The sequence below is a fragment of the Microbacterium phyllosphaerae genome (assembly GCF_050628115.1).
Lineage (GTDB): Bacteria > Actinomycetota > Actinomycetes > Actinomycetales > Microbacteriaceae > Microbacterium > Microbacterium phyllosphaerae_A.
The window spans coordinates 2,768,912-2,781,949 of sequence record NZ_CP192502.1 but is presented as its reverse complement, the minus strand read 5'-3'; the positions used below and the strand labels follow the sequence as shown (position 1 = coordinate 2,781,949).

General features: G+C 69.3%; 10 protein-coding genes. 4 read left to right on the top strand and 6 right to left on the bottom strand.

The window, feature by feature from the left end; genetic code table 11:
- Window positions 1-5: 5 nt before the first annotated feature.
- Window positions 6-2,297 (bottom strand): ComEC/Rec2 family competence protein, encoded by a 2,292-nt coding sequence (locus tag ACQ4LY_RS13220; protein ID WP_431072172.1) that lies wholly within the window; start codon window positions 2,295-2,297, stop codon window positions 6-8.
- Window positions 2,298-2,612: 315 nt separating this feature from the next.
- On the opposite strand from ACQ4LY_RS13220, the gene ACQ4LY_RS13215 reads away from it, so the two are divergent.
- Complete coding sequence (locus tag ACQ4LY_RS13215) at window positions 2,613-3,887, top strand: FAD-dependent oxidoreductase (RefSeq protein WP_431072170.1); 1,275 nt, start codon at window positions 2,613-2,615, stop codon at window positions 3,885-3,887.
- Window positions 3,888-3,965: 78 nt separating this feature from the next.
- Here ACQ4LY_RS13215 and ACQ4LY_RS13210 read toward each other — a convergent pair whose 3' ends face one another.
- The 4 genes from ACQ4LY_RS13210 to ACQ4LY_RS13195 form a co-directional block, all read right to left on the bottom strand.
- Window positions 3,966-4,481, bottom strand: coding sequence for a hypothetical protein (locus ACQ4LY_RS13210; protein ID WP_431072168.1), 516 nt, complete (start codon window positions 4,479-4,481; stop codon window positions 3,966-3,968).
- 59 nt (window positions 4,482-4,540) lie between these two features.
- Window positions 4,541-5,140: a helix-hairpin-helix domain-containing protein gene (locus ACQ4LY_RS13205; protein WP_431072166.1), complete on the bottom strand. Its 600-nt coding sequence runs from the start codon at window positions 5,138-5,140 to the stop codon at window positions 4,541-4,543.
- A gap of 118 nt (window positions 5,141-5,258) precedes the next feature.
- Entirely contained in the window at window positions 5,259-7,835 is a 2,577-nt protein-coding gene (leuS, locus tag ACQ4LY_RS13200) for a leucine--tRNA ligase (protein ID WP_431075684.1), read from the bottom strand.
- Window positions 7,836-7,868: 33 nt separating this feature from the next.
- Window positions 7,869-9,206: an anthranilate synthase component I family protein gene (locus ACQ4LY_RS13195; protein ID WP_431072164.1), complete on the bottom strand. Its 1,338-nt coding sequence runs from the start codon at window positions 9,204-9,206 to the stop codon at window positions 7,869-7,871.
- A 41-nt stretch (window positions 9,207-9,247) separates the two neighbouring features.
- Between ACQ4LY_RS13195 and ACQ4LY_RS13190 the strand changes: the two genes are divergently transcribed.
- From ACQ4LY_RS13190 to ACQ4LY_RS13180, 3 genes are read left to right on the top strand one after another with little or no spacing between them, the layout of a single operon-like run.
- Window positions 9,248-9,919 carry a DedA family protein gene (locus ACQ4LY_RS13190; RefSeq protein WP_431072162.1) on the top strand — a complete coding sequence of 224 codons (672 nt, stop codon included), beginning with the start codon at window positions 9,248-9,250 and terminating at the stop codon, window positions 9,917-9,919.
- A gap of 4 nt (window positions 9,920-9,923) precedes the next feature.
- The gene (locus ACQ4LY_RS13185) at window positions 9,924-10,949 is read left to right on the top strand and encodes an App1 family protein (RefSeq protein WP_431072160.1); all 1,026 of its coding nucleotides are present in this window, start codon (window positions 9,924-9,926) and stop codon (window positions 10,947-10,949) included.
- A gap of 1 nt (window position 10,950) precedes the next feature.
- The gene (locus ACQ4LY_RS13180; RefSeq protein ID WP_431072158.1) at window positions 10,951-11,826 is read left to right on the top strand and encodes a 3-methyladenine DNA glycosylase; all 876 of its coding nucleotides are present in this window, start codon (window positions 10,951-10,953) and stop codon (window positions 11,824-11,826) included.
- A gap of 2 nt (window positions 11,827-11,828) precedes the next feature.
- Here the strand turns inward: ACQ4LY_RS13180 and ACQ4LY_RS13175 are convergent, their stop codons facing one another.
- Window positions 11,829-13,034 (bottom strand): glycoside hydrolase family 3 N-terminal domain-containing protein, encoded by a 1,206-nt coding sequence (locus ACQ4LY_RS13175; RefSeq protein WP_431072156.1) that lies wholly within the window; start codon window positions 13,032-13,034, stop codon window positions 11,829-11,831.
- Window positions 13,035-13,038 lie beyond the last annotated feature (4 nt).

Genomic DNA, 13,038 nt, shown 5'->3' with positions numbered 1-13,038 from the left:
CGCGGTCATGGCGGCTGCTTCTCGGTCCAGAGCTGCAGTGCGCCGTCTTCGAGACCGACGAGGAGTCGCCCCTGTCGATCGGTCCTCAGCACGCGCGCACCGGTGGCCGCGAGCGAGGCGAGCGTCTCATCGCGCGGATGGCCGTAGTCGTTGTCCACGCCCGCACTGAACAGCGCCACGAGCGGATGCAGGTCGTCGTAGAGCTGGGCATCCTGATCGGCGCTCCCGTGATGCGCGACCTTGACCACCGCGTAGCTCCCGCGAATGTGCGCGGTGCGCGACAGCATCCGCTGCGCTTCTGCCGACAGGTCTCCGAGGAAGAGCGATCGCGGTACCTCGCCACCTCCGACTTCGAGCACCACGCTCTGGTCGTTTCCCGGCGGGAAGGCCGCGGATCCACGCTGCGGCCAGAGCACCTGCCAGGATGCCGCTCCGAGCTCGCCATGAAGCCCTGCCGCCGCCGCCGTCACCGTCGCCCCACCCTCGGCAAGGCGCTGCAGCATCCTCTCGTCGCCGCTCTCACCCGTGGGTCCGTGCAGAACCGTGTCGACTCGCCCATGCACGGCGTCGACGCCACCCACGTGGTCGAGGTCGAAGTGTGTGAGAACGAGTAGATCGATCCGGTCGATGCCGAGCGCCTGAAGGCAGGCGGCCACGGGCTCGGGGGCGGGGCCGGTGTCGATCAGCGCGATGCGCCCCTCGGATCTGATGACGAGAGCATCCCCCTGACCGACATCGCACGCGGCCACCGACCAGCCGTCCGGGTTGGTCGCACTCGCCAGCGGTCCGTTCAGAACGACGTGGGCGCCGGCCAGGGCGAGCACCACCGCGAGAACCCCTGAAGCCACGCCCCGGACGATCTTTGCCCTGCGGAACCCGTCCACGAGGATGACTCCGATCGCTCCGCTCACGACAGAGACGAGCACGGCACTGCCTATGCCCGGCTCCATCATGATCTGCGCGAACGGCAGCCCGGCCGCGAGGGTCGCGGTCTCGGCGATCCACGCCGCGGGCAGCCACGCGGACGCCGCCAGAAGTTCGGCGATCACCGGAACGGGTGCCGCGAGACACGCAAGCAGTCCGATGATCGTGGCGATAGGCGCAGCCGGCGCAGCCAGCAGGTTCGCCACGAGTCCGACGAGCGACTGCTGTTCTGCGAACAGAGCGATCACCGGTCCGCAGACAAGCTGTGCGGCGGTCGGCACGGCGATCGCGAGTGCCAGTGGCTGCGGCATCCACCGCGCGAGGCCTCGAGTCAGCGACGGCGAGAGCATGATCAGCGCCCCTGAGGCGGCGACCGACAGCGCGAACCCCGGCGTCGAGGCGAGCCAGGGATCGGCGATCAGAATGCCGACAGCACTGAGCGCGAGCATCCCGGCCCCCGCACTCGGCCGCCCGAGCAACAGCGAAAGCATCGCGACTCCGGCCATCACCGCGGCGCGGATCACGCTCGGCTCCGGTGTGACGAGCACGACGAACCCGGCGAGCACGAGGGCAGCGAAGACCACTCTGCATGCACGGCCCGCTCCGCACAACGCCGCGAACCAGAACGCGGCACCGACGACGATCGCGCAGTTCGCCCCGGAGACCGCCGTCAGGTGGCTGAGCCCGCTGGTGCGCATATCGTCGTTGAGCTCGGTAGACACCGCGCGGGTGTCGCCCACAGCGAGGCCGGGAAGCAGCCCGGCTCCAGGCTCGGGCAGCCGTGACGAGCGCTCGATGAACGCTCCTCGAGCATCGGCCGCCACCGCGAACACCCCCGATGCGGCGGCCTCGACCGCCGCGGTATTCCCGAACACGACGAGCGCCGATCTCTCCCCCGGCTCCGTCGCCGCCGCCTCGCCCGTGACCCTGACGGTCGCGCCGAGATCGAAGCCGTCAGCCGGGTCGATGCCGATCCGCACCGGCGCCGAGGCCGCCCGCACCGACCCCGGCGACCCGATCCCCGTGAGCTGCACCTCCGCCCACAGGCGCCCGTCCCGACCGACCGACGCCGACGAGGCGACCTCCCCGGTCAGCTCGACCACGCGACCGTCCCACGATGCTGCGTCGTCACGCCCGGGCAGCGACGCCATCGCACTGAATGAGACCGCCGCGGTCGCCGCAAGCACGACCACCAGCAGAGCCGCCCGTGACGCGACACGGTCTGCCCTTCTCAGAACGACCACACCCACGGTCACCGCACCGACCGCACCCGCAAGCGCGCACCACCCCGCCGAAGCAGGGACGAACACGCACAGGAGTGCCGACACCCACACGCATCCGGCCACGGGCAAGAGGCGCAGATCACGCGTCATCCGGCCTCGCCGTCACGGATGATGACGGCGCCTTTCCACCGGATGCACATGCTCTTCGCGGATCCTCGCATCAGAAGAACATATGGTCAGGGCACGCGCCCCCTCGGATGCAGACACTCTCACTGTGGACAGAGTGCATCGACGGCCCGATGTGCAGAAGCGGCGGGCGAGGCTCTTGATGTGTCACAGCTCGGTGCGCGGGCTGACTCGGTGCGGGCGTCCGCTCGCCCGGCATCCCGTCGTACGCTGGTCGCATGGAGTCGACGCTTCGGGATCCTCACGACGCGGGCGATCCGACGAGGGAGGTCGTCGCGAATGCCTGACGTGATCGTGATCGGCGCCGGACTCGCGGGGCTCCGCTGCGCCGGGTTGCTCTCGGCACGCGGGCTCGATGTCGTCGTCCTCGAGGCCGCGGATGCGGTCGGAGGGCGCCAGCGCACGGACATCGTCGATGGGTTTCGGCTGGACCGCGGGTTCCAGGTGCTCAACCCGGCCTATCCCGCGCTCCGGCGCAGCGTCGATCTCGACGCGCTCGCCCTGGGAAGCTTCCCTGTGGGTGTGCGGGTCCGCACGGCGGAGGGCATGGCCGAGCTGCGGCATCCGCTCCGATACCCCCAGTCGATCGCCGCTTCGCTGCGCAGCGGCCTCGTGAACACTCGGGATGCCGTCGCGCTCGCCCGCTGGGCCACGCCGGCGTTGGTGCATCCGCTCTCGCGTCTCGCCCGCAACGATGTCGCCGTGCGCGAGGGATGGGATGCCGTGGGCCTCCGCGGTCCGCTCCGCACCGCGGTGCTCGAGCCGTTCCTCTCCGGGGTTCTGGCGGAGAGCCGCGGAGAGACGTCGAACACATTCGCCCGGCTGCTAGTGCGGTACTTCGTGCTCGGCTGCCCAGGCCTACCCGCACAAGGGATCGCTGCGGTCCCCGAGCAGCTTGCCGCGCATGCCCGCACGACGGGCACCGACGTCCGTCTCAGCGTCAGAGCGGGGCGTATTACAGCGCTCGGAGAGCAGATCAGGGTCGAGGTGAGCGAGGGCGACTCCGTCAGCGCAGCTCGGGTGGTCGTCGCGGTCGGCCCCGATGCGGTCACCGACCTCACCGAGCTCGCCCGGCCGGCGACGAACGGTCTGCAGACGTGGTGGTTCGCCGCCGCCGAACCTCCGACCGCATCCGCGTTGCTGACCGTCGACGGCCGGGGCCACGGCCCCGTCGTGAACACCGTCGTGATGACGCACACCGTACCCTCGTACGCCCCGGCCGGACGCCACCTCATCGCCGCGACCTGCCTGCTGCCACGCGGTGGCGATCCCGCCGAGGAGCTCGAGGTCCGCCGCCACCTGAGTGGGATCTGGGGTTCGGACATCAGCGAATGGGAGCTGATCCGGCGCGACGACATCACCGACGCGCTCCCGGCCCAACCGGCGCCCCTCGGTGCAGCACGGTCGCCGCGTTACGCGGAACGGCTGTACGTCGCCGGCGACCACCGCGACACCGCGTCGATTCAAGGCGCCCTCGCATCGGGCGAACGTGCCGCACACGCGGTCTTGAGTGACGCAGGATATTCGAGTAGCGCCACACCGCTTCGTCGCTGACGATGCCATGAAGTCGCGGCTCGCAGTCACTCGCAGCGTGTCGCACCCTCGGCGTCCTGTGGTGCAGGCGGTGGTGGCTCAGCCTCCGATGAACCCGTTGGTGATGACGGGGAATCCTGCGGCTTCGCAGGCTGCCAGCAGTTCAGCGCCCGGGACATCCCACTCGCGCGAAAGGATGTTGCTCGGCCCCAGGGGTGCCTGCACGGCGGGCACCGCATCTTGGACAGCCGTCAATGCCGTGGCGACGCGCCCCTCTTCTGCAGCGGGGATGTTGCCGAGAACGCGCGATGCGAGCGCAGTCCAGCCGTCCAGCTCTCGCTCGGTCATGCGCTCGTCGTAGAACGCTGCCTGAGCGTTGTGCAGGATCGTCTGCACGTCACCGAACGCATTGCACGTCACCTCATCGTCCGCGGCGCTCGAGGGTTCGGCTGTCGGGGCCGTGGTGGGCGTCTCCGACGCTGCGGGCTCCGCACTCGAGCCGCCATCGCCAGGTCCGCCGTCGGCCGCGCACGCGGTGACTCCGACGAGCACGAGGAGAGCGCCGACCACGAGGGCGGCATGGCGAGAGAATGCACGAGTTCGATGCAGTGTCATAGGCGGAGCCTATCGAAGCGCTCATCCACGGCTCGTCCGACACTGACGCAGGTCGCGCTTCACACTCGGACGCCGTCGCGGATGCCGGCGAGCAGCTTCTCGCCGATCCCCGGCACGGCGAGGAGGTCGTCGACGGACTGGAACCTCCCATTCTCGTCGCGCCAGGCGATGATCCGCTCGGCCAGGGCGGGGCCGATGCGCGGCAGCGTCTCGAGCGCTGCCTGATCCGCCGTGTTCAGGTCGACCCTGTCGTCGGAGGGCGTCACAGCCCCCGGCCCGTCCACCACCGCGCCGACAGTCGGCACGATGATCTGCTCGCCGTCCGCGAGCACACGCGCGAGGTTGATCGCAGTCAGGTCGGCGACGTCGGTCGTTCCCCCCGCAGCCGCCACCGCATCGACCAACCGAGAATCGAGATCGAGGACGTAGAGGCCCGGATGCTCCACGGCGCCGAGCACATGCACGTAGAGCTCCCCCGACGAGCCCCCGCCCGCCGCTCCTTCGGTGGCCAGCGGCACTGATTCGGTCGGCGCCGCCTGACCTCGCATCAGCCCGAGTCCGACGGCCGCCGACAGCACGACGAGTGCCAGCACGATCGCCGCGCCGACGCCCAATCGCAACCGACGCGGCGGAGGCGACGGAGCGGCGGATTCGGGCATCCCGCAACGCTAGGCGAGTGATCGGGGGCCTCTCATGCATCAGGCCGCCCGACGGGGAGAACCCCCGCGGGCGGCCTGATGTGCAGAGCCGGTGCGTCGTGTGCGACGACGCGGGCGGTCAGCCCTTGACGACGATGCTGACGATCTTGGGAGCGCGCACGACCACCTTGACGATCTCGCGGTCACCGATCGAACGGATGACGCGCTCGTCGGCGCGTGCCAGCGCCTCGAGCTCGGCCTCGCCGATGCGCGCGGGCACCTCCAGCTGGGCGCGGACCTTGCCGCCCACCTGCACGACAGCCGTCACGGTGTCTTCGACGAGCAGAGCGGGGTCGGCCGAACGCCAGGTGACGAGGCCCACGGAAGGCTCGTGACCGAGGATCTCCCAGATCTCCTCCGCGGTGTGCGGCGCGATCAGGTCGAGCATCACGGCGACGGTCTCGGCGGCCTCGCGGACAGCCGGATCCGCAGCACCCGCACTACCGTCGATGGTCTTGCGGGTGATGTTCACCAGCTCCATCAGGCGGGCGACCAGCACGTTGAACTTCGTCTGCTCGACGAGTGCGGGCGCATCGGCGAGCAGCTTGTGCGTGGCCCGACGCAGCGCCGCATCTCCCCCGGCGAACACCACGTCGACGGGAGACGCCACCTCACGGGCGATCCGCAGCGCGCGGGCGAGGAACTTCTGCGCGCCGGTCGTCGAGACGTCGGCCCAGTCCTTGTCGTCTTCCACCGGCCCTGCGAACGCGAGACCCACGCGCAGCGCGTCAGCGCCGTACGCGTCGAGCTCTTCCTCGAACAGCACCAGGTTGCCCTTACTCTTCGACATCTTCGCGCCGTCGAGCAGGACCATCCCCTGGTTGATGAGGTTCGAGAACGGCTCCGTGAAGTCGATCAGACCCATGTCGAACAGGACCTTGGTGATGAAGCGCGCGTACAACAGGTGCAGGATCGCATGCTCGACCCCGCCGATGTACGAGTCGACCGGCGACCAGCGGGCGGCCTGAGCCGGGTCGAACGCCACGGTGTCACTGTTCGGGGAGAGGAAGCGCAGGAAGTACCACGAGCTGTCCACGAATGTGTCCATGGTGTCGGGGTCGCGCAGCACGGGGTCGCCGCTCGCGGCGTCGACCGTGCGCACCCAGCTCTCGGCTGCGCCCAGCGGCGACGAGCCCTTGGGCTTCAGGTCGAGCCCTTCGACACTGGGCAGCTTCACCGGCAGCTGGTCCTCGGGCACCGGGATGATCCGGCCATCCTCGGCATGCAGCATAGGGATGGGCGTGCCCCAGAAGCGCTGGCGCGAGATCAGCCAGTCGCGGAGGCGATAGTTCTTCGCCGCGCGACCCGTCCCCGAGGCTTCGAGCTGCTCGATCGCACGGGCGATCGCGTTGCGCTTGGAGAGACCGTTCAGGGCGCCGGAGTTGATCATCCGGCCCTCACCCGTCAGGGCGATGCCGGTGGATGCCGGGTTCTGCTCGTCGAGAGCGGCCCCCGTGTCGATCGGCACACCCTCATCGTCGACCTCGATGACCGGCATCGCACCGGTGATCGGCGCCGTCGTGTCGACGACGACCTTGACCGGCAGGTCGAAGGCACGGGCGAAGTCGAGGTCGCGCTGGTCGTGTGCGGGCACGGCCATCACCGCGCCGTGACCGTAGTCGGCGAGCACGTAGTCCGCAGCCCACACCGGCAGCTTCTCGCCGTTGACCGGGTTGATCGCGAACCGCTCGAGGAAGACACCGGTCTTCGGACGGTCGGTCGCCTGACGGTCGACATCGGTGGTCTTCTGCACATCACCCAGGTACTTCTCGAACCGCTCGCGCGCCTCGACAGAAGCATCCCTGGCGAGTTCGCTCGCGAGGTCGGAGTCGGGCGCCACGACGAAGAACGTCGCACCGTGCAGCGTGTCGGGACGCGTCGAGAACACCGTGACCGGCTCATCGCGGCCTTCGATGCGGAAGTCCACGTCGGCGCCGACCGAGCGGCCGATCCAGTTGCGCTGCATCTGCAGCACCTTGTGCGGCCAGAAGCCCTCGAGCTGGTTCAGGTCGTCGAGCAGTCGGTCGGCGTAGTCCGTGATCTTGAAGTACCACTGGGTGAGCTTCTTCTTCACGACCTCGGCGCCGCAGCGATCGCAGCGTCCGTCGACGACCTGCTCGTTCGCGAGCACCGTCTGATCGTTCGGGCACCAGTTGACGGCGCTCTTCTTGCGATAGGCCAGGCCGCGCTCGTGCAGCTTCAGGAACAGCCACTGGTTCCAGCGGTAGTACTCGGGGTCGGAGGTGTGCAGCACGCGCGACCAGTCGAACGAGACGCCGTAGTTCTGGAACGCCTGCTTCTGCTGGGCGATGTTCTGGTACGTCCACTCGCGCGGGTCGGCTCCCTGGCGAATCGCCGCGTTCTCGGCCGGCAGCCCGAAGGAGTCCCACCCGATCGGGTTGAGCACGTTGTGCCCGCGGTGGCGCCAGAAACGGGCCACGATGTCGGAGTACAGGTAGTTCTCGGCGTGCCCCATGTGCAGGTCGCCGGACGGGTACGGGAACATCGCCAGCACGTAGCGGCGGGGCCGCTTGTCGTCGTCGCCGCCGGTGAGGAACGTCTCGTTCTCCGCCCAGTACTTCTGCCACTTGGCCTGGATAGCGTGCGCCGAGGAGGTCTCCTCGTCGACGGGAGAGGTGGACAGGTTCTCAGACAACGAACGCACGACCAATCTGAAGGGAAAAGGGGATCAGTTCAGGATATCGGAAGCCCAGGCCGCAGGCATTTCCGCGCCGAGGGCCGCAAGGGGTGCTCGCGCCTTGGTCGCCACCTCTGAGACCTCGGATGCCGCGACCGAGCGCCACGTGATCCCGCCGCCCGCTCCGATCACCGCGCTCCCCGCGTCGATGACGATGCTGCGGATGACCATCGCCAGATCGAGCGAGCCGTCGTCGCCGATGTATCCGAAGCATCCGGCATAGACCCCTCGGGGCCCGCCCTCGAGTTCGTGCAGCCGGGTCATCGCCGACAGCTTGGGGGCGCCGGTCATGCTCCCGGCGGGGAAGGAGGCCGCGAACAGCGCGCCCGCCGTGGTGCCGACTGCCGCCGTGCCGCTCACGGTGCTGACGAGCTGGTGGACGGCCGGATAGCTCTCGACCGCCCACAGCGCGTCGACGCGGATCGACCCCGGCTCGCACACCCGTGAGAGGTCGTTGCGCATGAGATCGACGATCATGACGTTCTCGGCGCGCTCCTTGACGTCTGTCGCGAGCTCCGCGGCGAGCGCGGCATCCTGCTCCGGGTCGTCACTGCGCGGTCGCGTCCCCTTGATGGGACGGGTGCGGATGATTCCGCCGTCGGCGTGCAGGAACTGCTCCGGGCTCGCGCTGAGCAGGGCGCGTCCGCCGATCCTCACGAAACCTCCGTGGTGCGCGGGCGTCGCGGATCTCAGCCGACGGTAGACGGATACGGGATCGTGCTCCCCGGGAACCGTGAACCGGGTGGTCAGACAGAGCTGGTAGGCGATCCCCGCTCGGATCAGTTCGCGACACCGTTCGATGATGGCCGCGTATTCGTCCGGAGTGTGTCTGGCGTCCACTCGTCGCGGTTCCGCGGCGAGCGCGGAGGCGTCCTGCAGGTCCGTGGAGCCCTGCTCCGTGACGAACGCCGCCCATTCGTCCAGATCCGCCTCCGCTGCGCAGGCCCAGATGCGCCCTGTCGAGTGGTCGAAGGCGGCGAAGCGGGTGATGCGTACCCAGGCGCCTCCTGCGGACTGGTCGGGTTCGGATGCCGGGGCACCCGCGGTTCGGGCACCGGTCTCGTAGTCGTACCAGCCGACCCAGCCGCCTCGCAGCGGAGGATGCGCGACATCTCCGACCGCGGCAGACCGGTCCGCCGCGGAGGCATCCAGCCGAACATCTTCGGGGAACGCGGACGGCTCGCCCGTTCCGATGAAACTCCACCCCTCGGATGCGGATGCACCGGCGTCGAGCCAGAAGACGTCCGCCTCCACCCGCTCGAGCGCGAGGAAGAGCGCTGCGGGGTCCACCCCGTCCGCCAGGACGCGGGTGCTCAGACGTTCAGGCACGTTCTCAGCCTAGGCCGCGGCGTCTCCCGTATTCTCAAGGGGTGGACGACCTGGTGCCGTGGCTGATCGAGTTCATGCGATCGATCGACCCGGTCGCTCGGACTCTCGTGGCCGGGTTCGCAGTCCTGCTGGAGACCAGCGTCCTCATCGGCCTGGTGTTCCCCGGCGACACGGTCGTCCTCGTCGCATCGATCGGCATCACCAGCCTGCCCGAGGCGGTGGCGATGGTCATCGCCGTCGTGGTCGGTGCTCTGATCGGCGAGAGCATAGGGTTCTGGCTGGGACGCTGGATCGGTCCGCACATCCGCGCATCCTGGGTCGGGCGTCGGGTCGGTGAGGCGAACTGGATACGCGCCGAGCGGTATCTCGCCCGCCGAGGCGGCATCGCCATCTTCCTCTCGCGATTCCTCCCCGTGCTGCATTCGCTCGTCCCCCTCACTGTGGGCATGAGCCACTACTCGTATCGCCGCTTCCTCGCGTGGACGGCGCCTGCCTGCCTGATCTGGGCGACGGCATACGTGAGCATCACGTCTCTCGCCGCCGGGAGCTTCGACGAGCTCGCCGACCGCGTGCACTACGCGGGCTACATCTTCGTGGGCATCATCGCCCTGTTCCTGCTCGCGGTCTTCGTCGCCAAGAAGGTCCTCTCCCGGCTCGAGGCGCGTCACCTCGACATCTCCGACACGGAGGACGCGACCGACGTGAAAGACTGAAGCAATGGCTTCGTCACCCCCGGCGCCCCGGATCCACTGGTTCGCGCGTCTCGAACACCGCCTCCACGTGTGGCGTGAGAAGCGAGCGCGCCGTCGCGGTCGCACCGCGACCATCCTTCCGTTCCCCGGCTACGGCGGCCCCGGATGGGTGCGCGTCGTGGGACGCGTGCTGATCGTGCCGCCGCAGCGCAGCACGAAAGACGGAGAACCGGCGAGCGTGCGCGGCTGGCGGAGCTTCGTCGGGATCCCTGTCAGCTTCGCGAAGGTGGCCGTGCGGATCGGCGATTCGGTGCACGACGTCGTCGCCGACCGCGGCGGTGTGATCGACTCTGTGGTCCACGTGGATCTCGAGCCCGGATGGCAGACGTTCACCTTCTCCGTCGAGGGGCAGGAGCCCGTCGAGGCCACGGCGTTCATCGTCGCGGCGTCGACGCACTTCGGAATCGTCTCTGATGTCGACGACACCGTCATGGTGACGGCCCTCCCTCGTCCTTTCATCGCCGCCTGGAACTCCTTCGTCGTCGACGAACACGCCCGCATCCCGGTTCCCGGTATGGCCGTGCTCCTCGACCAGGTGCTGCGCGAGCACCCCGGCGCCCCGATGATCTACCTCTCCACCGGAGCATGGAACGTCGCCCCGACGCTCCGTCGCTTCCTCGGACGCCACCTGTTCCCGGCAGGCTCCATGCTCCTCACCGACTGGGGCCCCACGCACGACCGCTGGTTCCGCAGCGGACGCGAGCACAAACTCACCAACCTGCGACGCCTCGCGTCGGAGTTCCCGCACGTCAAGTGGCTGCTCATCGGCGACGACGGGCAGCACGACGAGTCGATCTACTCGGAGTTCATGGACGAGCATCCCGACTCGGTGGCCGGTGTCGCGATCCGTCGCCTGCTGCCCGCCGAGGCCGTGCTCGCCGGTGGACGCGCTGGCCACGAGCCGCACTCCGAAGACGTCGCCCCCTGGGTGAGCGCCGAGGACGGCGCAGGGCTGCGCGATCTGCTCGGCGAAGCCGGCATCCTCCGCTGACATGACCGTCTCTCTCCCCCGACACGAGTGGCTGGAGCGTGAGCACGCGCACCTGCTTCGGGCGGATGCTCTCACCTCAGCGCACCGGGAGCGAGCATCCCGGCGCGAGAAGCACCCGGTCTGGGACTTCCTCTTCACGTACTACAACTACAAGCCCGCCCAGCTGCGGCGGTGGCACCCCGGTGCAGGCGTGCAGCTCGAGCAGGCCGCCGAGCGGCTGAGCTGGCGCTGGTACTCCCCCGGTGCCGACGCCGACAGCGCGATCCCGGATGCCTCGATGTTCGCGAATGAGAAGTCCGAACTCGCAGCCCTCATCGAGCGGATGCTGCGGCGCACCGCCTCGCGCCCCGGACAGTTCGGCTGCTTCGGTCTGCACGAGTGGGCAATGGTGTACCGGGCCGACGAGCACCGGCATCCCGTTCCCCTGCGGCTCGGACAGGCCGCCACGGACGCGGTCGTAGAGAACCACGACCTGCGGTGCACGCATTTCGACGCGTTCCGCTTCTTCACGCCCGAGGCCGTACCCCGCAACCGCACCGAGCTGACACGCGAAGATCAGCCCCTGTTCGAGCAGCCCGGCTGCCTGCACGCCGGTATGGACCTGTACAAATGGGCTCTGAAGCTCGGTCCCCTCGTCCCCGGGGAGCTGCTCCTCGACGCGTTCGAGCTCGCTCGCGACATCCGGCTGCTCGACATGCAGGCCGCCCCCTACGATCTGTCCGCCTGGGAGGTGGTGCCGGTGCCCATCGAAACCGCCGAAGGCAAAGCCGAGTACGTGCGACAGCAGCGCGGGTTCGCCGTGCGCGGCACGCGCCTTCGCGCCGAGCTCCTGCAGGCCTGGCTCGGCTCAGCCCATCCCGTGGCAGTCAGCGCCTGACGTCAGCCGGCGGGCTCGCACTCCGCGCACAGCGTCCACTCAGCGCTCGCCGCACTGGACTGCAGCCTGAGCGCCATCACCCTTGTCGCGGCGTCGGAGAGCCGTTCGGCCGGGAGCGTTCCCGAGTCGACCGCCGCGGTGATCCCCGCGACGATCTGCCCCGCCGTGTCAGCTGTCGACCCGGCGATCATGAGAACGAGATCGTTGCCCGCCGCGACCGCCGCGATGGCGTTGGCCACCGGGTCGGCATACTCAGGAAGCCCTGAGGACTGCAGCATCCCGAGGTCGTCGGTGACGATCACTCCGTCGAACCCCAGTTCGTCGCGGGCGATCTCGTGCCACCGTGCGGAGAGCGACGCGGGTGCCGGATCCACCGACGTGTACGCGAGATGGCCGAACATCAGCAGAGACGCCCCGGCGTCGATACCGGCCACGAACGGCACGGCATCCTTCGCGCGCCATTCGTCGAGCGTCTCGGCCGTCGAGGGGATCGCATGGTGCGAGTCGCCCGGAGCCGCACCGTGCCCGGGAAAGTGCTTGAGCGTCGACGCCACGACGGGTTCCTGGGCAGCGGTGGCGGCGGCGACCCTCTCGGCCGACGACTGCGGATCCGTGCCGAGCGCCCGGCCGTAGATGAACGACGACGGATCGGCGGTCACATCCGCGACCGTCCCGAAGTCGACAGTGATCCCCGACTTCGCGACCAGCGCCGCCCGGGCCGAGAACGCTGCAGCGGTGTCGGCGACAGGCAGCGACTTCAGAGTCGTCGACGCGGCGTAGTCGTCGGCAGGCAGACGCGAGACGATGCCGCCCTCCTGGTCGATCGCGATGAGCGGAGGAAGCCCGGGGTCGACCGTCAGAGATGCGGTGAGTGTCGCGAGCTCGGCATCCGTCGCCGGGATGTTGGCGCCCATCAGGATGAATCCACCCAGGCCCTGCGCCATGTAGGCGTTCACGGCCGCCGCATCCGTCGTCGGAATGTGCCCCATCACGATGCTCGCCGCCTGCTCGGCCGTCGTCATCCGCCCGACCAGCGTCTCGGCGCGCTCCTCAGGCCCGGCTGCATCGGCGGCCACCATGGGCACCGTCGCCGCGACTGCCACCTCGGTGACGCCCGCGACCTGGGCGGATGCTGTCGAAGAGGCCGTCAGTGCGCAGAGCCCCGCGACCGCCACTGCTCCGACCGCCCAGGCGCGTCGCCGGAACATGGCG

What these genes read in the sequence shown, in the direction of transcription:
- ACQ4LY_RS13205 (WP_431072166.1), bottom strand. Translation starts at nt 5,140, where the DNA reads ATGCCCGAATCCGCCGCTCCGTCGCCTCCGCCGCGTCGGTTGCGATTG.
- ACQ4LY_RS13185 (WP_431072160.1), top strand. Translation starts at nt 9,924, where the DNA reads ATGGCTTCGTCACCCCCGGCGCCCCGGATCCACTGGTTCGCGCGTCTC.
- ACQ4LY_RS13175 (WP_431072156.1), bottom strand. Translation starts at nt 13,034, where the DNA reads ATGTTCCGGCGACGCGCCTGGGCGGTCGGAGCAGTGGCGGTCGCGGGG.
- ACQ4LY_RS13220 (WP_431072172.1), bottom strand. Translation starts at nt 2,297, where the DNA reads ATGACGCGTGATCTGCGCCTCTTGCCCGTGGCCGGATGCGTGTGGGTG.
- ACQ4LY_RS13180 (WP_431072158.1), top strand. Translation starts at nt 10,951, where the DNA reads ATGACCGTCTCTCTCCCCCGACACGAGTGGCTGGAGCGTGAGCACGCG.
- ACQ4LY_RS13210 (WP_431072168.1), bottom strand. Translation starts at nt 4,481, where the DNA reads ATGACACTGCATCGAACTCGTGCATTCTCTCGCCATGCCGCCCTCGTG.
- ACQ4LY_RS13215 (WP_431072170.1), top strand. Translation starts at nt 2,613, where the DNA reads ATGCCTGACGTGATCGTGATCGGCGCCGGACTCGCGGGGCTCCGCTGC.